The organism is Pontibacter rugosus (assembly GCF_042678745.1).
Classification (GTDB): domain Bacteria; phylum Bacteroidota; class Bacteroidia; order Cytophagales; family Hymenobacteraceae; genus Pontibacter; species Pontibacter rugosus.
The window spans coordinates 22,092-42,393 of sequence record NZ_JBHTLD010000003.1 but is presented as its reverse complement, the minus strand read 5'-3'; the positions used below and the strand labels follow the sequence as shown (position 1 = coordinate 42,393).

The window sequence follows — 20,302 nt, the reverse complement described above, 5'->3', positions numbered from 1 at the left end:
TAAGGAGCCAGTTTTTTGCCCCTGCGGCTGGTTCTCTTACACCTTGGGGCAACAGGCAAACTTAATTAATATCATTAAATAAACTCTAAGAGAACAGAACTATGAAAGACAACGAAAAAGATCAGAATTCGAGCGGAAGCTCAAATTCGAGCAGCAGCTCATCGAGCACAAATCCGTCATCATCATCATCTAGCAATACAAGCAACAATAATAGCAGCAACAGCTCTTTGGGAAGCTCAGCAAGCAGCAGCTCTTCTCCATCAAGCAGCAGTTCCTCGCCAAGCAGTAGCTCCGACAGCAAAACTACAGGTTCTGCATCTAAGTCATCCGGCACGAAGGCTAAGAGTTCTACTTCTACCTCTTCTTCTAGCAGCAAGAAGGATTCCAGCTCTAAGAAGTCTGATAGCCCAAGCGCTAAATCAAGCAGCAGCAAATCAGGTAGCTCTAGTAGCAACAGTTCTTCTAACTCAGGTGGCTCTAACTCTGATTCAGACCGTAACAATTATGGCTCTATGACGAGTGGTTCATCTCAGAACTTCCAGGGCAACGACCAGAACCAAGGTGGCTACGGAGATAGCAACAGAAGCAGTGGCATGAGTGGTGGTTACGGCTACGGGTCAGGCAACAGCGACCAAAACAGCTCTGACAATGACAACCAGCGTGGTTCCGGTAACCAGAGTGGTTACGGCAGCCAGGGTGGTTATGGGTATGGCTCACAAAACGGCAACTACGGTGGCCAGAGTGGCTATGGTTATCAAAGCGACTACGGCTCGCAGGGTAACTATGGTGGCCAGGGCAACAGTGGCTATGGCTCTTCTGGGCAAAGTGGCAACTACGGTGACCAGAGCAATTATGGCTCAGGAAGCCAAGGCTCCGGTTCAGGTTATGGTGGCAGCAACAACACAGGAGGCCAGAACAGCTATGGTTCACAAGGATCACAAGGCGGCTATAACTATGGCAGCCAGGGTGGTTTTGAAGGCAACCGCGTAAGAAACCAGGATCAGGACTTTGGTGCCAGCCGAGGCGGCATGCAAGGTGGCTACGAAGATAGAGAAGGCGACAGACAAGGAGGCATCATCTCTGGTGGTACTTCTGGTGCTTTCGGCACACAAGGCAACTCATCGCAGGGTAGCTACGGCAGCTATGATAGCGGCTTAAGTGGCAACTTTAACAACCAGGGCGGAGGCTATACCAGCCAAAACCAAGGCTCACACCGCTTCGGGTCGGCACAAGGCGGCTATGGTGGTGGCAACTCCGGCTCATCGAACCAAGACGACTACGGCAGAATGAACGGCCAGGGCGGCATGGGAAGCCACGGCGGCAACTATGGTTCTGCATCGCAGAGCTACGGTAACCAGAGCAACCAAAGTAATTATGGATCATCGTCTGGAAACTATGGCAGCGGCCAGCAAGGTGGCGGCTATGGTATGACAGGTTCAGGTCCGAATAGATCTAACTCCCAAGGTGGCTACGGCGACAGAGATCGTTACGGTTCTATGGGCTATGGCTCTAGCAGAGGCATGAGCGAGTATGACAATGACGACCGTGGCTCACAGCGCGGCTGGGATTCTCAGAGCTCGATGCAAGGTGGCTACGGCAGCCAGGGCGGTTATGGCTCAAGAGGCGGTTCTTATGACGATGAATATCGTTCAGCAAGATACGGTTCTCAAGGCAGCGACTATGGCCAAGGCTATAGCGGCGGATCAAGCTACGGCTCCGGCTCTTCTGACAGATCATCAAACAGAGGTGGCTATGGCGACAGCAACCGCAGCAGCAGCAACATGAGCGGTGGCTACGGTTATGGCTCAGGTAACAGCAGCCAGGGTGGCTACGGATCAAGCAGCTCTAACCAAGGCAACTTCTCAGGCCGTTATGGTCAGAGCGGCTACCGCGAGGGTGGTTACAACCAAGGCGGCTACGGTGGCGACCAAAGCCGTTACGGCTCAATGGATAGCAACACTTCTTACTACGGAGACAACCGTGGCTCTAGCTCACGTGAGAACTACCGTGGCTACGGTGATAACGATAACAGCCAAGGCGGCTCTAATTCAGGTGGCAACAGTGACCGCTACAATACCCGCCGCAGCAATCGTTACCGCGACCTAGACTAGGTTTAAATTTATAAGCAATAAAAAGCCCCTCCTGATAAATCAGGAGGGGCTTTTTTGTGACTGTGAAACAGGTATTTTCCTGAAATCAAGTATAGCCTAAGCAAAATCCTCTCTGTGATCTTCCAGAAACTGGCGCATGGTATGAGGTTTCTGACCAGTTACGTCCTCTACAGTGGTTGTTGTTTTAGTGGCACTCCCTGATTTATAAACACCATATAACTCCAGCATGGCATCCGCCATCCACTCGGGCGTACCTTGTGCAAGCATTGCTTCCCTGGCTTCGGCTTCCGGCGTATCTATATACGCTACCTGCTTTCCGCTTACTTCGCTCAGCAGTGCTGCCACTTCATTATTAGAAAGTGCTTCCGGACCTGTAAGCTCATATATCTTGCCTACATGGCCTTCCTTTAGCAAAGTCTCTACACCTACGGCAGCAATGTCTCGAGCATCTATATAGCTTACCTTTCCGTTACCAAGTGGCTGGTAAAACTTGCCCTCCTGTTTTATACTTGCTGCGTTATAGTCTATGTAGTTCTGCATGAAAGATGTTGGCCGCAGGAAAGTATAGCTGATGCCGCTGTCTTCAATATAGCGTTCAATCTCACGGTGCCAGAGGCCAAGTAAGATGCCTGGTTCCTCATCAGCACCCATAGAAGACAGCTTTACGATGTGCTTTACGCCTGTTCTCTTTGCCTCATCTACCAGCGTTTTCTCCATCTCTACCTGGTCATCGGCAAAAGGAGCCACCATAAACAGCTTATCTGCATGCGTAAATGCGGCATGTAGCGACTCCTGGTTTTCAAAGTCCATCTCAGAAATTTCCACTCCTGGCAGGCGCTTTAGGTTCTCTCCTGTTATGACAGAATGTACGCCAGCTCTTACTCTTATTTCGTCGCCTTCTAGCATCGAGAGCTGTTTTATCACCTCACGCCCTACTGTGCCTGTGGCTCCTGTTACTAATATGGTTGTATGCATCGTTCTTCTTGTTTGCTTTGATAATGTATTCTCTAACTACAGCCCTGAAAAAAAGGTTATGCTGCCAGCACCAGGGCTATAGTAAAACAGCAGCGGCTACCCCTGTAGAAGTAGCCGCTGCTGTTTCGGAACGATGGACTGAAGTCCTCTGCCTGACCTATTTTTGGACAAGCTTACTTTTCTCTGCTGCTTTTATTCTGGCTTCCATGTCACGCCAGTCGTAGAAGTGAAAAACCTTCCCCTCGCTCATAGCAACAAACATGCCTTTGGGGAATTTAGGCCCCAGGTTTACGTTCGTTACATCGGAGCCATCGCTTTCTTGGGTAGACACCGGAATTTCAGCTATCAGTTTGTGTTGATGCTTGTTGCCAGGCTCTCCTTCGCGCTTGTACACCATAAAGGTGTTTGCCTGCTGGTTTGATACCATAATGTATCCTGTAGAGTCGCCGGTAGGGTAAATAGAGATGCCTTCGTTATCATCCATAAACTCCTGCTCTCCGAAAAGTTCTAGCTCGCTGTTGTCGTTCTTGGCTGGGTCGGCATAAAATTTACGCACGCCTACACCTTCGTCTGAATAGTATACATAGCCCAGTTTATTATCCACGGCTATACTTTCTATTTCTTTCAGAGCGCTATACTTACCAAACTTGCGTACCAGTTCTGCTTTAACATTTCCCTTGCCTCCGTCAGACAGGCGGTACTGCCACAGGTAGTCTGCCTTAGGCCCAGATTTACGGCCAACTATGGCAAAGATAGCATTGTCTGAAGGGCGGGTATACAGCGCAATGCCCATAGGCGCCCGCTCATTCTCATCCGGAAAAACATCTATCCCACCATTGTCGATAGGTTGCATGTCTGGTAGCGAGTATATCCTGATCTTGTTGGTTTCACGCTCTGTTGCCACGGCAATATCGGTAGGTGTTCCGTTGAGCATCAGGCCGTAAGCAATGTCAACATTATTAGGGCGCTTTAAACCTGTTACAACTTTCTCACGGATAATCTTGCCTTCCAAATCATACACATACAAGGCACCATCAGAATTCTTGTCTGTTCCGACGATAAGGCTTTTGCTTGCATCCTGCGGGTTTATCCAAATGGCAGGATCGTCGGTGTCGTGCTTAGTTTCTTGGGTGATAACAACAGGTTTTAAAGCGGCAGTATCAGTGGTAGCCACTGCCTCTACAGTAGTCTGCTCCTGTACTTGCTCCTGCGATTGGCAGGAAAGAAGCAGTAGTGACAGTGCAGTGCAGGAAAGTATATGCTTGTTCATGTTTTTAACTAAGGGTGGTGTGAAGGGAGAGCCAGTCAGACAGGTTCTCTAGTTGAAATAAATGCTTATAAATCTAGCTTAATACCAAAGTTGTAACGTGGCCTGTAGTACTCCAATTGCATGGTGCGGGAGCTAACGCCCTGGTAGTAACGCAACGGCTGGTTTGTGAGGTTATTCGCTTCTGCAAACACACGCACGAGGTTAGACAGCTTGTAAGACAGGTTAGCATCCAGGAAAAACTGCTCATCGTAGTAGCGGTCCGAGAAAGTTTCGCCTCCCAGCTCATCGATGTAAGCATCAGCATAATTAGCCGATAGCCTGGCGTTAAACTTCTTGTCTTCGTAAGACAAAGAGAAGTTAAGCATGTGTGGGGTAGTGCCTGGCAAACCGATGTTCTCACGCTTCTCGCCATCGAGGTTGTAAATGCCTTTTGCCTCTGATTTCGTGTACGTGTAGTTGGCATACACACCCAAGCCGCTCAGGAAGCCCGGCAGAAAATCTAGTTGGCGTTGCACAGCTATTTCAACACCATATACATCCACGCTTTCACCGTTTCTTGGCTGCACAAATGTAAAGTTATCGCCTGCTTCAATCGGATTGTTTTGGTCAGGGAAGTCAGCTGCGAAGTTGGCTGCAGTATACTGCTCGTTGCGGTAAGTATAAATAAAGTTGTCGATGCTCTTGTAGAATACTCCACCAGAGATTATCCCTACCGACTTAAAGTACTTTTCTACCATCAGGTCAAGGTTTTGAGCGCTAGCAGCTTTCAGTTCTGCATTTCCCACGTATAGTTCTTCATCCTCCAGGCGGTTGTCGAAGTATGGCACCAGGTCATAATAGTTAGGTCTTGCCAGAGAAGTAGTATAAGCGGCACGTAGAATCAGGTCGTTCTGGAGATTATACTTCAGCGTGATGCTTGGCAGGATGTTCAGGTAGTCGTTTTGAAGCTTGCGCTGGCCTTCCAGGTCTTCTTCATCCTCCACCACATTACCAGTATAGTTCACATGCGTGTTTTCGAGTCGAACACCAGCAATCACCGAAAGCTTATCGCTAAGATCCTGGTCCCAACGCACATAACCTGCCAGTATGTTTTCTTTGGCATTGTAGTTTACAGCCAGGTACTCAGAACCTTCTTCTGATCTTTCGAACTGGCTGGCATTGTTCAAATCTAAACCGCCCAAAAAGGTGTTGCTGGCAAAATTGCCCGGGCTATACTTGCTGCCCGGCTGAAAATTGTCGCCGTTAAAGACAAGCGATGGCACCACACCCAAGTTGGCAAGTGCATCCTCGTTGGCACCTAAACCTTCGTAGCTAAAGAAGTCGTTGCTGCGGTCTTTCTCTTTGATGCGCACACGGCCACCAACACGAATACGGCCTTTCTGCTCTGGCACTACCGAGAACGGAAAGCGCAGGTTAACGCGGCCACTATACTCTTTCTCAGTGGTCAGGTTATTGTTCTCGGTTAACTCAGCGAACTCAAAATCGTTGGCTGGTATTGCTTCTTTTGGCGCTGCAAAAGGCCGTTTTGGGTTAGAGATATCCTGTAGTAGCTCACCTTCTGTTTCAAACTCAATGTAACGTTCTCCCGGCCTTTTCTCACGCGCATCGGCATACGTCATTGTCCAGTCCAGGTCTACGCTGCTGCCCAGCAGGTGCTCGCCGCGCAACGAGATATTCTTTACACGCTGGTCTTCCAGGCGTCGGTTATCCACTCTGTCGGAGCCTACGCCGCCCTTTGTCTGGCGCTTAATTTCTCCCTCAAAACCGATGATGTTGTCGTTGGCACCATATATTGGCTCCATATCATCAAACGTCACCCGGAAACGGTTTTCCCAGTCGTCGCGCCAGTTATACATACCATTCAGGTACAGTTTGTTTTTTGGGTTGATGTTGAAATCAAGGGCAGCGGAGAAACTACGGCGTACACGCTTTACATCATACTTCCTGATTTCCTGCGAACCCAGGTACACGTTTCCGAAGTCGTCTTCTTTCCATTCGGCTTCCACATTATCAGAACCATAGTCGTTGTAGTTATAAGATGCACCTAGCAAAACGCCTAGCTTGTTGCCTGCGAAACGGTTGCCGAATAAGAAGGAGCCTGTGTAAAGCGCTTTTTCACGGATAGGGTTGTAGCCAGCTGATAAGGTGCTGGACACGCGCAGGGCATTTGGGGCGGCTCTCGTTACTAAGTTTACCGAACCACCGATGGCATCAGCATCCATATCGGGTGTAAGTGTTTTGTTCACCTCCACCATCTGAATCATATCGGATGGAATAAGGTCCATTTGCACCCGACGGTTATCTCCTTCTGCCGAAGGAATACGGTCACCGTTTAACGTCACAGAATTTAGCTCCGGAGCCAAGCCCCTGATAATGATATCACGCGCCTCGCCTTGATCATTCTGCATGGTAACGCCTGGTATACGTTTTACCGCATCGCCGATGTTAGCATCCGGAAAGCGGCCAATCTGGTCAGAAGACACTACGTTGGTGATGTTAGGGTTGCTGCGCTGCTGGCTCAGGGCCTTGGCCTGGCTACGCAAACGGTCGCCCATTACCACAACCTCCTGCCCCATCATACTTCCTTCTTCCAACTCTACTGCTACTTCCTGTGTGCTACCAGCCGTTACAGTTAGCTGCATGCTGTATGGTTGGTAACCCAGGTAGTTTACCTCCAGGTTATACGTTCCGGCAGGCACACCTAAGAACTCAAAACGGCCTACGGTGTTAGACACGGTATATCGGTTGCCGGGTGTCAGCTTAAGTGTTGCCCCCGGCAGCGATAGTTTCTGTTCTTTGTCCCTGATATTTCCGGTTACGAGCCCTGTTCCCTGGGCCATAGCACCCATAGCTATAGACAAGGCAAGTGAGAAAATGAGTAGAATTTGCTTCATGCTGCTCCTGTGTGTTTTTATTCAACAGCAAGATTAAGCACCATAAATTACCTCAGTATTACAGAATAGTTATATAACCATCACGCGCAGGTTACCCAGATATTATGTACTCTCTACTTCTTCTTCTCCTTCAGCGTCAGGCTGAAAACTTTTCCGCCCTCGTTGGTAAGCAGCAACTGGTTTGGGGAAGTATAAAGTATGGCTTCGGCCTGCCCGGTTTTACCTGCAGACAGGCAGTAGTGTTTGCCGTTGAGACTGATGTTGTCATTCTGCACTTCGAATAAGTATACCCTTCCATACCCAAGTATGGCAAACCGTTTCCCGTCTGGTGATAGGGCTGCGGCTGTGGTCATGGCTTTTACAGGCATTTGCTCCCGTAGCTGTGCTACATGATTCCCGGGCGTGGCGGGCAAGGTATAAAGTTTTAACTGCTTGTTGCGGCCACGGCTCTTAGTGAAGAGGTACAGCGAATCCTGGTGATAGAAGAAAGCCTCTAGGTCAAAATGCTGGTTATTTTTATCTGGAGGGAAAGCAGCCTGATCTTCAAAAGAAAAGCTGATGGTGCCTTCTAAAGTATAGTTTTGCCTGTTCAGAACATGGATACGCAAATCCTTACGGCTGTTCTGGTTGTTTCCAAAATCTCCTATGAAAAGCTGCTCCTCACTCTCAGCTAGCTCTTCCCAATCACGGTTCTTTAGAGCAAGAGGCAGTGTTTGTAGCAGTTCACCCTTCAGGTTAAAGCGGTACAAATCGGGAGGAGTGCCACTGTCGCCGTGAGTCCAAAAAGTGCTGTCGGGGGCGTGGGCAAGACCAGAGCTTTCCTGTATGCGTTTATCCAGCCGCGCTATTTTCTTTACTTTATACTTGAAATCGGGCTTCTCAAAGTCTCCGTTCCGCCTATCAGCCCCACACCCGCAGAAAAGGCTTTGGAAGTAAACGTATATGGTGAAGATCTTGTAGAGCAAAGCTTAAGACGTTTGAAAGTTAGGAGTTAATACGAAGTTATAGTTGCTATACAACCTTCTTTGTATCGACTTTTTATTAAAACCTCATTTTAACCTAAGCCACAACTTTCTACTTCCGCAGCATGCAAGTTGAAAACTTGCTTCATAAAAGCCACAAGTTACGCTATCGCTAAACTTGCGGCAGGTACACATTACTCATGGCTCAAACGTCCGCTTGTGGCAGAGAAATCAGAAATCAGTACGCTGTGAAGCAGAACGCCTGCTCATTTACGTTTATTAAATGCTTTTGCCGGAGCGCATTATAGGTGGACACCTGCACCTATGATGCGCTCCGGTTTTAACTCTTCAGCTTCTTACCTTTCAGGCTATCTTTCAGCTCTCTCACTGTTTTCTCTGGCTTTTCCCAAAACTGGCGGCTGTAGACACGCGTGTAAGGCCAGTGGCGCTCCTTTAGCAGCCGTGGTATGTCTGCGTGCGAATGCCGGACAGAGAGGGCGCTATAGTATAAATCATCGTCTGTGAGCACTACACCTTCATATGCGGCTTCCTTCAGTAGCGTCAGGTCAGCGAAAGGCACTTCCGGCTTCAGGTGCTGTACCTGCTGTGCCAGTACCTCTTTCAGCAGAGGCACCCGTGCAGGATTATTCTCTGCTTTAGGCTTGTATTCAAAGTACCGTCGGCTAACCTGCTGGGCATAGTGCAGGTAATCTTTTAGGAGCTTCGGCCCAACATGCAAGGTATGGTCTACCTGCAACTGCTCTGCCCGAATGCTGCTTACCACCACCACCTGCTGTTTAGAGCGCGTGATGGCTACGTTCAGCCGGTTCTCGCCACCGCTTTGGTTCAGGCTACCGAATTGCATGGCCATTTTGCCTTTTTCATCTGGCGCATACCCAACAGAAAGTATGATTACCTCCTTCTCATCACCTTGTATATTTTCTATGTTCTTTACCAGTACCGAGGCAGGTATAGGTATACCTTGCTGTTGCGCTGCCACCTCGAGCATGTCCTGCACCAGCATCTGTTGATTATAGTTAAAGGTGATCACACCTAAATCCTCCTGCCCTTCCTGCAGGTATTGCAGCACAAGCTCTACCACGCGCTGCGCCTCCAGCAGGTTTTGGTTATCCTGCCACAGCCCGTGCACCTTCACAAACCGGATGGCAGGCTGGCGGGCATTGGCATCCTGCAGTTCCGGTATCAGTTCCAGCTTACTTTTATAAAAGTAACGGTTCGAGAATTCAATAAGCTCAGGATAGCGGCTACGGTAATGCTGTGTGAGCATGGTTTGTGGCAAGTATAAACCACACAATTCCAGCAAAGATTCTGCTGATAGCTCCTCTGCTTCGTCTTCGCCTTCCGCACCGTTCCAGCGGGCACGGTAAATATCTGATGGCTTTAGCTGCTGCGCATCTCCTGCCACCACCACCTGCTTGCCGCGCAACATGGCTGGTATGCCTGTTTCGGCATAGCACTGAGAGGCTTCGTCAAAAATAACCAGATCAAAACAACGCTCCAGCGGCAGCACCGCCGACACCGTTTCCGGGGAGGCTAGCCAGCAAGGCACGAGGTCCAGCAGTTCTTCCGAGAACATAGCAAACAACTTCCGGAGCGGGTATAGGCTGCGCTTCTTGCTTACCTGCGCATGCAAACGACGGTAGGTGACCGGATTGCCAAGACGATTCAGTTCAACATCCTTATAAGCCTGCTCCCGCAACCGCGACAGCACAATCTCCTGGCTTAGCTCCTGCTTCTGCTGCAGCTGGTTCTGCAGTTCCTCCTCTACCCTGTCCAGCTCACCGTTACTTGCGGAGCGAAGGATCGGCTGCAGCCCCTCCAATTCATGTAGCCAAGCCAGGTAAATGCTGTTCAGAAGCAAACGCTCGCCTTCGTCAGCCGACTTTATACCTTGCTCCAGCAACAGTTTTGCCACCTTGCGCTCGGCATCGGTAAAAGAAACCAGAAGTGTATCGAAAGCTACTAGGTGCTCAAACACCTCGGGTAGCTCCTGCAGCAGGGCATCTTTATAGGCTTTGTCCTGCGCCAGGCGCTGCACCTGTACTTCAGTCAGCCACTTTAGCCAGAATTTATACTTGTCTTCTGCCTGATTTATACTTTGCACTAAAGCTTGCAGGTGCCCCGGCAATTGCACAATGTGCAGTAGCTTTTCGTGAAGGATCTTGTCGTTGTACAGCTTTCGCAAAACTTTGTGCGCCTGCATCGCCTGCTCCAGCACCTGAAGCTTCTGCAGTATTTCTGCTGGCTTACTGTCTATTCTGAGACCCGCTTTTATACTTGCGTTGATAGCCTTTATCAGTTCTTCTGCCTGTTGCCGTAGCACCAGCCGACGCTGTAGCTCTCCAACGCCGGCATCCGTCAGCTCCTGCTTATACTTTGACAGCGTGTTTTTGAGTATTTGCTTCTCAGTGGAGAAGTACCAACTAATACGCTTTAACAGCTGCCCCTGCTGTTCTTGATACTTGGCCAAGGCGGCTTTTACTGTTGCTACATCTGCGGCAGCTATGGCACCATCTGGGGCCGGACTTGCCAGATACAGTGCTTTTAATCGCAGTACCTGTGTCTGCAGTTCCTTTAAATCAGCCTGCTTCTGAAGGAGTGGCTGCAACGCCTGCTCTACCCCCTCCTGCGCCAACAGTGCCTGTAGTTGCTTCACTTTTTCTAAAGCAGCTTTATACTTGGGTAGTTCTGCCAACGTAAAGGCATAGCCGCTCAGGTCGCTCATGTTTTGCAGCAGCACCGCATGCTCGTCTGGCAACGCCTGTATTACCTGCTCCAGCTCCTGCCGCTCCTGCCAGGTATAGTCTTTCATGCTGCGCCGCTCCTGCCACACAAACTCCTCTTTTTGCCAGGGAATGGCCTGCTGTATGTACTGCCGCAAGCGAGGCAGGAACTCAACTAAAGCATGAGACGGCAGGCTTTTATAAGCAGAGGCTAGTGTTATGTGCGGGCGCTGCAGGCTGCTGCTCAGGTAAAGCTCTTTCGGCGACCAGCCGCTGCGGCTCGTGTCAAACAAAGCACTTTTGAAGTTCTCCAGCTTCTCCAGGTTTTTGTTGATACCACGGCCTACTTCCAGAAACTCTCTGTCGGTGTAGATGCTGTTGAGCGCCAGGTTCTGCTTGCGGTATTCGTCTAACTGGTCTATTTGCTCGCGCAGCTGCGTAAAAACAGCTTTGCGGTCGGCATTGATATCATGTACAAGGGCGGCAAATGAACCCAGCCCCTGTTGCGATAAACGGCGGTATACCACATCCAAAGCAGCCCTCTTCTGGCTCACCACCAGCACTTTTTTACCACGTGCTGTAAAATCAGACACCAGGTTACAGATAAGCTGTGATTTGCCTGTACCCGGTGGCCCCTGCACCACCACCGACTGCCCTTGCTTTACGGCCTGCAGCGCTACTTCCTGTGAGGCATCCATAGCAAAAGCAGTGAAGGTATGTTGCGCTTGCACCGCCAGATTTATACTTGCATCTGAAGTACCGAACAGCTGTTCCATCTCCAGCAGATCTTCCTGCTCCAGCAGCGCATCATAATCAGACAACAGGTAAGAAGCCGCCTGCGGAAAAATTCCGAGCACTGCCTCCTGCTCCAGGTGCAACTGCCCCGGCTTTAGCTCCGCCTCGTAATCGGCTTTTTTATAATCTGTAAAGCGTATAAGTTTATCTGTGAAGAACTCCCGGCCCACATTTATACTTAGCTGCTGCTCTTTTAAAAGCTCGTACAGCTTTGTGCGGAACTCTAGCGGCTGTTGCGGTAAGGTGCTTAAATCCAGCTCCAACAGCTCTTCTGCCACAGGCGTACCCATGTAGTGTGCGTAGGCCAGCAAAAAGCTTTGGTTAAACTGTGGCGGCTGTGCCTCATCGGGCTGCAGCTCCCATTCCTGCGCCGCATTTACCTGCAGCCGCACCGGAAAGAACAAAAGCGGACTGCGTACCGCTGTGCCATCCGAAAATTTGCCGTGCACAAAGGGCCAGCCCAAGTATAATTCTTTGCTGCCGCGCTCCTCAAATACCATCTCAGCCTTGCGCTTTATAAACCGCAGCCGACGACTTACCGCAGCCACGGGGGCATGGCGGCTATCGGCGTAAGGACTCAGCGTAATCTTCTTTTTGCCGCTCAGCAGCTTATCTATTATTTCGAAGGCAGGTTTGCCATTTACAAAATCTAACGCCTCTACATCCAAGTGCAGCTCCCGGTACAGGCGCAGCAGTACCAAAGCTCTATTGCTGGAGCCCAGGTTCAAAAGCCTTCTTCGGTAGTTTTTAAGGATGTCTTTCATCAATGTCTCTATCTCTCCTTTGTTCCTTACAGGTGTGCTTATTTTGTTTTAAAAGGGCAGTTGCATGTGTAGAATCGGGTAAGGCCTGCCAGTACCATCTACATCAGAACGTTCTACGGTACGGAAGCCGAAGCGCTCGTAAAACCCAATTGCCTGCTCGTTTTGCTCGTTTACGTCTACCTTCTCCACCTGAAGCTGGTTAATAGCGTGCAGCAACAGCTTTTTGCCTATACCCTGCCCACGGCTTTGAGGGTGGATAAAAAGCATCTCCAGGTTCTTTTTGGCAGTACCCATAAAACCGGCTATGCGTCCGTCATTATGCCGGATGCAAGTAAGCTTTACGGCCTTTAAATACTGGTTACGCACCAGTGGCTTGTAAAACTGCAGGTCTTTCTCTTTGAGGTAATGATGTGTAGCCCGCACAGAAGCTTCCCATACTTTCATAACTTCGTCGTACTCCGCCGGGCTTACCGGCGATACCTGCTGTTGTGCCTCTAAGTGCTGCATCACTAAAACAATTTCTTATGTTACTGCCTCGTTAACGAAAGATTTTAAGGTAAAGTCTAAGCAAACAGAGCAAGTTAGCAGGATTTAGTTAGAGATGGAAGTGAACTGTTGAGACAGAAAGGGTTAATTATCTGAAGCTATACTTACGTCTGAATTCAAAAAGAGCTATCTTATCAAAAACAACCTCCTTCCTTATGCTGCAGGTACACGACCTTAACCTCAAAAGAGACATTCTGCCGTTGTTTGATTATACCATAGGCGATTATGCAGCAGAGGTGCTGTATCAGGTTTTACAAACGGTACCTGATACTGTGGAGGAAGTATATGGCAGGCAAAATATTCTTAAAAGCTTTATCAGCAATTGGCAGGTTATAGGCAGTTATACTTACCAGCGGCTGGATGCACGGGAGGTTTGTGTATTCCTGAACGACATTGCAACAAGACGGCTTGTAGTGGAGCAGAACAAGTTTAAAGCCGCTTTTCAGCTTTTCACAGGAGAGGAAGAAAGGCATAGGCTTCGCTCCAAGTCAGTTCAGACAATCCTGCTCCTGCATAAGCTACAAACAACTTGTTTCCAGCGACTAGACGTAAAAGCGTTTCCCGAACCATTCAGGAAGCAGTTGGAGACTATGCTCGGCTTTTTACAGCAGCTGAACCTTACAGCCAATGCCTATTTGATTCGTGAAAATAAGTTTTCGCTGTCGGCAGCTACTCGTTTCTGTAAAACGCTCAGTAGCCTTAGCGAAAACGAGGTGAGCAGCTTTTGGAAAAGTATGGCTTATTTTGAAGCCTATTGGTCTATCGCCAAAGGTGTTGTTGCCAATAACCTCTGCTTTCCAACCTTTTCAGAGGATGCGTTTACGATAGAAGACTTTTACCATCCTATACTGGAAAAACCGGTAAAGAACAGCTTACAGCTAACGCCCCTGCAGCATGTGGTGCTGATCACGGGGCCGAACATGTCGGGAAAATCTACGCTGCTGAGGTCGGTGGGGCTGTGCGTTTACCTGGCACACATAGGTTTTGGTGTTCCGGCCAGCAGCTGCACACTTCCTTTCTTCCATACTATAGCCATCATCATCAACGCCAACGATAACCTACGCAGCGGCTACAGCCACTTTATGTCTGAAATCCAGAACCTGAAGACGGTAGTACAGGAAGCTGGCGCTGCTAAAAAGTGCTTCGCTGTTTTCGATGAGATTTTTCGGGGCACTAACATTGAAGATGCGCTTGAGATTACCCGAACAACTGTAAATGGCCTCACCAAGTATAGCAACTCTTATTTCTTTATCTCTACTCATTTACTACAGCTAAAAGATGACGTGGCCTCTGACAAAATCAAGAAGTATAACATTGCCTGTGAGTTAGATAATGACTACCCGCGCTTCTCTTACCAGTTGCAGGAAGGCTGGTCGGACCTTAAAATCGGGAAGATACTTTTTGAGAAGGAAGGGCTGGCAGAACTGCTGACACATTAAGATATAGTTGTGCAGGTAAAATTCCCTAAAAGCTTCACCGTCTCATCTCCCTATGCTTTGCGCAACATTTTTATCTTATCACAGTTCTTGTAGAAGTACAACCGAAATATACCTTTGCGCTTAGCAACAGCAACTATTAATGAAGACTAGCTTTCACTCTTTTATATTACTCCTTTTCTTTGGCCTTAGCCTTGTCTCCTGTAAACAGGAAGATAAACCTATTCCGCCAATCGAGCGGATGTCGAAGTATACTACCACTAAACAGTATCCGGGCAAGGTTGGCACAGAAAGCCTGGCCGCCTGGAAGAAAGGCTTACCTGCTATACAGGATGTGCAAATAACATCTACTGCCGATGGCCAGGTTGAGCCTGCCTTGTTTTACGCCTCCGAATCGAGCCGAAAAAAGCCTTTACTGGTACTATTGCATAGCTGGAGCAGCGGTTATCTACAGGTGCCTTCACTGCCTTTCGCACTTTGGGCCGAGAAATACGATTGGGCTTTTATTCAGCCTAATTTTCGGGGCGTGTTTGAGACTCCTGAAGCAATGGCCTCTGACGTAGCCATACAGGATATAATGGACGCGGTTGATTTTGCAATGAAGAAGGCACATATCGACTCTTCGCGCGTGTACCTGGTAGGCTCTTCGGGAGGTGCCATGACAGCCTTGGTAACAGCCAGCCGCCACCCAGACATGTGGGCTGGTGTAGCTGCCTGGGTACCTGTATTCGACATTCCGGACTGGTATGATTTTAACCTCTATTACCCACACCGCAAGTATAACAGCCAGATCATTTCAGCCTTGGGCGGAGAACCGCTGCCAGATTCTCCGGCATTTGATGCAGGCAAAAAGCGTAGCCCCAGCACACAGATACACCAGGCAAAAGATGTTCCTATATTCATTGCCCATGGCATCAACGATCTGCTAGTGCCAGCCAGCCACTCTATCCGTGCTTTTAACATTCTGGCCCATCCCTCTGATACGATCTCGCAGGAGCAGATGAATTATATTGTAAAGGAACAGGCGTTGCCGGAAGGTTTACAGGGCACAGATCAGGATAAATACTTTTCTAACGGTGACCCAGCCGTTGTATTTAGCCGCCAATCAAATAATGTAAAGTTGCTACTATATGTAGGCGTACATGATATGGCCTATAACCCGACCCTGCTTTGGCTAAACGAACAGCGCAAGCAGCTGGCACAGGACTCAACTAAGGTACAGTAAATCTTTGTAGCAACACATCAAGTATAAACAGCGGTAAACTAGCCAAAAGCCTTTGCTTTAAAGCAAGCTTTCTGGTTTTATGATCTCCTGATTTATACTTGAAGTATGGGCACAAACTCAGATCCTAATGCTGCCAAGCCGAAACTAACCACCGTAGATCAAGTTTCTTCGGGTGGTGTGGCTTTTCGCCTGACCGAAACATCTGACGTAGAGGTAGCCTTGATTTCGGTGGGCAAAGAGGCTCGCTGGCAACTCCCCAAAGGCATTGTAGACAAAGGCGAGGAACCTGAGGCGACAGCTGTACGTGAGGTTAGAGAAGAAGCTGGCATTGCTACAGAACTGCTCCGCAAGATCGACACAATCGAGTACTGGTATGTTGGTAACCGAGGCTCTGAACGTGTCCGGTTTCATAAGTTTGTTCACTTCTTCCTACTGCGCTACATTTCCGGCAACGTTACCGACCACGATTGGGAGGTAAACGAGGCCCGCTGGGTACCTATCGCACAGGCAGAGGAAATGCTAACTTTTAAATCAGAGAAACAGGCGCTGCAAAAAGCCATAAACATGCTACAGGAACTGCTGTAACAGACTACTGTACCTTTTCGTGTTTTGCTAAACATTCTCGTCTTTTACCGTTTAAAACAATAGTATAGTTAAGCTAATAACCATTTTTGATATCGATGAAAGTAGGATTCATAGGATTAGGCATAATGGGCAGCCGTATGGCTGCCAACTTACAGAAAGCAGGCCACGAACTGGTGGTTTACAACCGCACACAGTCTAAAGCAGATGAACTGGTAAATAACGGTGCTACACGCGCCACCTCTCCAACAGACCTTGCCAAGCAATGCGATGTTGTCATCACAATGTTATCTACCCCTGAGGCCGTGGAAGAGGTAGCGTTTGGTGAAGATGGATTTGTAGATTCACTGCCTGAGAATTCGCTTTGGGTAAACTGCAGCACCGTAAACCCTTCTTTCACTGTAAAAATGGCCAAGCAAACCACAAAGCAAGGCCACCGCTATCTGGATGCCCCTGTGTCCGGCTCTCTGGTACCTGCTGAGAAAGGCGATCTAATCTTTTTAATTGGTGGCGAAGCTGCCGATGTGCAACAGGTACAGGAGCTGCTGGATGTAATGGGCAAAGAAACTGTACATGTAGGCGCGCATGGCACAGGGGCAGGAATGAAAATGGCCAACAACATGATGCTGGCACAGGCGATGGCTTCTTTCGCTGAGGCTTTAAAACTGGGAACTGCTATGGGTATTTCAGAAGAGATGCTCTGCAAGACTTTGCTTGGCGGACCAGCCGCAGCACCGTTCCTGAAGCTGAAACAGCCTAAGCTCCTAGACCGTAATTTCTCTCCTGAGTTTCCGCTGGAGTGGGCGCATAAAGACCTGCACCTGGCAAGTGTAACTGCCTACGAGCAGAACATTGCGCTGCCGTCATTACAGGCCACCAAAGAGGTTTTTGGTCAGGTAAAAGAACAAGGATTTGGCGAAGAGGATTTGGCGGCGGTTTATCGGGCTTACCTGCCGAAAACAGAGAAATAAAATCCAACCTTCGGAAGTATAAACCAGCGCATGTTATCTTCCGAAGGCTGTAAATTTGATAGCATACTTGCCACCAGACGCTCGCAGGAGCTGCGCACACTGCGAGGTCTGGTTAAGCTAAAGCGTTAAGTAAGGCCTTAGCTTTTCAAATAGCTCCGCTGTTACCAGCTTCACCTGCCGCACCTCTTCTACTTGGCTATACCTGCCGTGTTGCTCCCGATATGCCACAATAGCCCGGGCCACGTTAGATGAGATATAAGGGTGTGCCTTCAGTTCATCAGCAGTGGCTGTGTTTATGTTCAGTGGGGCCGGAGTATAACTTTTTGGCACAAACGTATACTTCTGCAGGCTATCTACTATCTCTGGCGGCAAACCATATACCTCCTGCAGTTGCGCCATACTATAGAAACCGCCCAAGCCATTTCTGTACTTGATAATGCGTGCAGACAGCTTACTGCCTATGCCCCTGATTTGCTTTAGCTGCGTAGTATCAGTCGTGTTGATGTTGAACGGAGCAAGTATAAACTTTTCGCGGGGAGGCCGGCTATTGCTCCAGGCAGGGTTTGGAGCAGGGCGGTTGGCATACCTGTCTTTTTTATACTTGCTTGGTCGCTCCTCCGGTAGCTGTATGTAAGGGTACAGCCGCTGGAACACAGAATCAGGCAAGCCATAGATGGTACCAAGCTCGGCTTTGTAAGTGAGGTCACCTATTTTAGTGCGGTAGTTAAGAATGCGCTGCGCCAGGTACTTTGGCAAACCGAATGCCTGCCACTCCTCCACCGTTAGCTGATTTGGATTAAACGGACGCAAGGCCACCGCAGGCACTTTATACTTGTTGGTCCGCTCTGGCTGCCTTGTCTCCAGTTGGGCCGCTAAGCTATCGAGTAGTTGCCGATCTGCAGCGGAGGAAAAGGCTCCTTCAGAAGAGGAAAACAGGCTAAAAAGAAATGGTGCTGCCGTAAGCAGCACCATTATGGTGAGAAGCCACAGGAAACCAACAACCTCGCGCTGCGAAAAGCCAAAGTGTTTACGTATCCAGAGCTTAATTTTCTTCATGTATGATTTTACGGTTTTACCTGTCGCTCCGGTTCATCGTCGTTGTCGAGGTAAGAGTCCGGCTCTGGCTTAGGCGGCGTATTTATCACCCGAAAGAAAAAATAAATCATAAGACCAGTTACCATCAACATGGTGGTAAGCATGATTACTAGTGCTGATGTGTTCATATTTTTTGGATTCTCCCTTCTCTAACTCTTTTCTTATACGCAATGTAAACAAGTGCGGCAATGCTCAGGAATACTGTAACCAGCAAAATTCGCGAGGCATTCACAAAGAACAGCGTTTCCTGCAGTTGGTGTATCACAGCTGGGTCAGTGGCTTCGGCCAACTGGCGCTTCAGGCTTACATTTTTGAGTTTATTAATGATAGAGCTGTCATCCAGCACCCACTCACCGGCAAATGCTTTACCCCAGTCGCCACCTTTAGGTGTTACCAGCGAGCCTATAAACACCCACAGCAACAGCAGCGGCGTTATAAACTTGATGATGTACTTATAGAAACCTGGCACGTTGATATCGGCACCGGAAGTAATCTCTTTCCAGCCCTTATCCATACCAAACACCCAGGCAAACAGGATAGTCTCTACTAAGGCAAATACAACCAACGATACGGTACCGGCCCAGTAATCATACTCATCAAAAACGCCATACTTAAAGAACAATACTGTTGGCATACCTAAGACCAGTACGATCAAACCAAACGACCAGGCAGCAGACTTGCGCTTCCAGTTGAACTCGTCCTGTAAGAAACCGATCCAGGGCGTGCCCATGGCAAGTGATGAGGTGATGCCAGCAAAGAAAAGCAAACCAAACCACATGACACCGGCTACAGCACCGATTACGTCGCCCCACTGGAAGAACAGGTATGGCAAGGTTTTAAAGGCAAGGCCCAAACCGCCAGACTGCACCAGCTCCGTTACACGGTCTATACCTAAGTAGCCGATAGAAATCGGAATCAGAATGGAAGCACCTAATACCACTTCCACAAACTCATTCATCCAACCAGCCGACATGGCATTCAATGCGATATCGTCTCTGGAGCGCACGTATGAAGCGTAGCAATGCACGGTACCCATACCTACCGATAAGGTAAAGAAGATCTGACCGGCAGCTGCAAGCCATACTGTCGGAGACCACAGTTGGTCATAGTTAGGCGTCCAGAGGAAGTTAAGGCCAACTGAACTATCGTTGATAGCTCCAGCCTCTCCGGCTGTAATGGTAAAGCCTTTAAAAGCCAGGAAAACACCGAATAAAATCAGCAAAGGCATACCTACTTTTGCCACACGCTCTACGCCACCGGCTAAGCCCTGAGACAGAATCCAGGTGTTCAGCAGCAAGCACAGCACATAAAACACAACCGGCTCGTAAGGAATGCCCAAGGTAGATTGGCCAATAGACACATACTCGTTAAAGAATGCTCCTACGCCATCCTGATCCAGGTCTTTGAAGGTGCCAACGATAGAGTGCATCACATACGAAAGTGTCCAGGACTCGATGTAGCAGTAGTAAGCAGCAACAGCGATATTTGTCCAGATACCGAACACCCCAATATACTTCCAAAGGCGATTTTTGCCCATGGTATCTACAATAAACGGTGTAGAGTGGTGTCCGAACTTACCCCCGAAGCGGCCCATCGACCATTCTATCCACAGCAGGGGAATACCCATCACCAGGAAACAGATAAGATAAGGGATAATGAAGGCGCCTCCGCCATTCTGTACCGCCTGCACCGGAAAGCGCAGGAAGTTTCCGAGACCTACAGCATTTCCGGCCATGGCCAGGATCAGACCGACGCGTGAGCCCCAGGATTCTTTGTTAGCACTCATAAAAAGGGTAGAAGTGTTAGTTAGTTTAGTTTAGATAATAAGGTGGTAATAGACAGAATTTTAAGGCTCCAATATAGGTATTGCTTCCGATAGCACCATTAAAAATCAAATATTTTTAATGTTTAACTGTTAAGTTTCAGGTATAA

At 48.8% G+C, this 20,302-nt stretch carries 15 protein-coding genes; 5 read left to right on the top strand and 10 right to left on the bottom strand.

Annotated elements, in window-relative coordinates; all coding sequences use genetic code 11:
- Nucleotides 1-121: 121 nt before the first annotated feature.
- A complete protein-coding gene (locus tag ACFQ2O_RS00770; RefSeq protein WP_377522102.1) occupies nucleotides 122-502 on the bottom strand; it encodes a hypothetical protein in 381 nt (126 codons plus the stop codon).
- Nucleotides 503-512: 10 nt separating this feature from the next.
- On the opposite strand from ACFQ2O_RS00770, the gene ACFQ2O_RS00765 reads away from it, so the two are divergent.
- Nucleotides 513-2,111 (top strand): hypothetical protein, encoded by a 1,599-nt coding sequence (locus ACFQ2O_RS00765; protein WP_377522101.1) that lies wholly within the window; start codon nucleotides 513-515, stop codon nucleotides 2,109-2,111.
- Between the two features lie 96 nt (nucleotides 2,112-2,207).
- Here ACFQ2O_RS00765 and ACFQ2O_RS00760 read toward each other — a convergent pair whose 3' ends face one another.
- The 6 genes from ACFQ2O_RS00760 to ACFQ2O_RS00735 form a co-directional block, all read right to left on the bottom strand.
- Nucleotides 2,208-3,086, bottom strand: coding sequence for an SDR family oxidoreductase (locus tag ACFQ2O_RS00760; protein WP_377522099.1), 879 nt, complete (start codon nucleotides 3,084-3,086; stop codon nucleotides 2,208-2,210).
- A gap of 157 nt (nucleotides 3,087-3,243) precedes the next feature.
- On the bottom strand, nucleotides 3,244-4,356 hold the full coding sequence (locus ACFQ2O_RS00755; RefSeq protein ID WP_377522098.1) for a phytase: 1,113 nt from the start codon (nucleotides 4,354-4,356) through the stop codon (nucleotides 3,244-3,246).
- A 65-nt stretch (nucleotides 4,357-4,421) separates the two neighbouring features.
- Nucleotides 4,422-7,250, bottom strand: coding sequence for a TonB-dependent receptor (locus ACFQ2O_RS00750; protein WP_377522097.1), 2,829 nt, complete (start codon nucleotides 7,248-7,250; stop codon nucleotides 4,422-4,424).
- Nucleotides 7,251-7,363: 113 nt separating this feature from the next.
- The gene (locus ACFQ2O_RS00745) at nucleotides 7,364-8,215 is read right to left on the bottom strand and encodes a hypothetical protein (RefSeq protein ID WP_377522095.1); all 852 of its coding nucleotides are present in this window, start codon (nucleotides 8,213-8,215) and stop codon (nucleotides 7,364-7,366) included.
- A 337-nt stretch (nucleotides 8,216-8,552) separates the two neighbouring features.
- On the bottom strand, nucleotides 8,553-12,515 hold the full coding sequence (locus ACFQ2O_RS00740; protein ID WP_377522094.1) for an AAA domain-containing protein: 3,963 nt from the start codon (nucleotides 12,513-12,515) through the stop codon (nucleotides 8,553-8,555).
- A 48-nt stretch (nucleotides 12,516-12,563) separates the two neighbouring features.
- A complete protein-coding gene (locus ACFQ2O_RS00735; protein ID WP_377522125.1) occupies nucleotides 12,564-13,022 on the bottom strand; it encodes a GNAT family N-acetyltransferase in 459 nt (152 codons plus the stop codon).
- Between the two features lie 194 nt (nucleotides 13,023-13,216).
- Between ACFQ2O_RS00735 and ACFQ2O_RS00730 the strand changes: the two genes are divergently transcribed.
- From ACFQ2O_RS00730 to ACFQ2O_RS00715, 4 genes are all read left to right on the top strand, one after another.
- The gene (locus ACFQ2O_RS00730) at nucleotides 13,217-14,500 is read left to right on the top strand and encodes a MutS-related protein (RefSeq protein WP_377522092.1); all 1,284 of its coding nucleotides are present in this window, start codon (nucleotides 13,217-13,219) and stop codon (nucleotides 14,498-14,500) included.
- A 139-nt stretch (nucleotides 14,501-14,639) separates the two neighbouring features.
- Nucleotides 14,640-15,722, top strand: a complete 1,083-nt coding sequence (locus ACFQ2O_RS00725) for an alpha/beta hydrolase family protein (RefSeq protein ID WP_377522090.1) — start codon at nucleotides 14,640-14,642, stop codon at nucleotides 15,720-15,722.
- A gap of 105 nt (nucleotides 15,723-15,827) precedes the next feature.
- Nucleotides 15,828-16,307 carry an NUDIX hydrolase gene (locus ACFQ2O_RS00720; RefSeq protein WP_377522089.1) on the top strand — a complete coding sequence of 160 codons (480 nt, stop codon included), beginning with the start codon at nucleotides 15,828-15,830 and terminating at the stop codon, nucleotides 16,305-16,307.
- Between the two features lie 95 nt (nucleotides 16,308-16,402).
- Entirely contained in the window at nucleotides 16,403-17,275 is an 873-nt protein-coding gene (locus tag ACFQ2O_RS00715) for an NAD(P)-dependent oxidoreductase (protein ID WP_377522088.1), read from the top strand.
- Between the two features lie 117 nt (nucleotides 17,276-17,392).
- Here ACFQ2O_RS00715 and ACFQ2O_RS00710 read toward each other — a convergent pair whose 3' ends face one another.
- From ACFQ2O_RS00710 to ACFQ2O_RS00700, 3 genes are read right to left on the bottom strand one after another with little or no spacing between them, the layout of a single operon-like run.
- Nucleotides 17,393-18,331: a ComEA family DNA-binding protein gene (locus ACFQ2O_RS00710; protein ID WP_377522087.1), complete on the bottom strand. Its 939-nt coding sequence runs from the start codon at nucleotides 18,329-18,331 to the stop codon at nucleotides 17,393-17,395.
- Nucleotides 18,332-18,339: 8 nt separating this feature from the next.
- Nucleotides 18,340-18,498 (bottom strand): hypothetical protein, encoded by a 159-nt coding sequence (locus ACFQ2O_RS00705; protein ID WP_377522086.1) that lies wholly within the window; start codon nucleotides 18,496-18,498, stop codon nucleotides 18,340-18,342.
- Nucleotides 18,495-20,156, bottom strand: a complete 1,662-nt coding sequence (locus tag ACFQ2O_RS00700) for a sodium-dependent transporter (RefSeq protein WP_377522084.1) — start codon at nucleotides 20,154-20,156, stop codon at nucleotides 18,495-18,497. The genes ACFQ2O_RS00705 and ACFQ2O_RS00700 overlap by 4 nt, the downstream gene beginning before the upstream one ends.
- Between the last annotated feature and the right edge of the window lie 146 nt (nucleotides 20,157-20,302).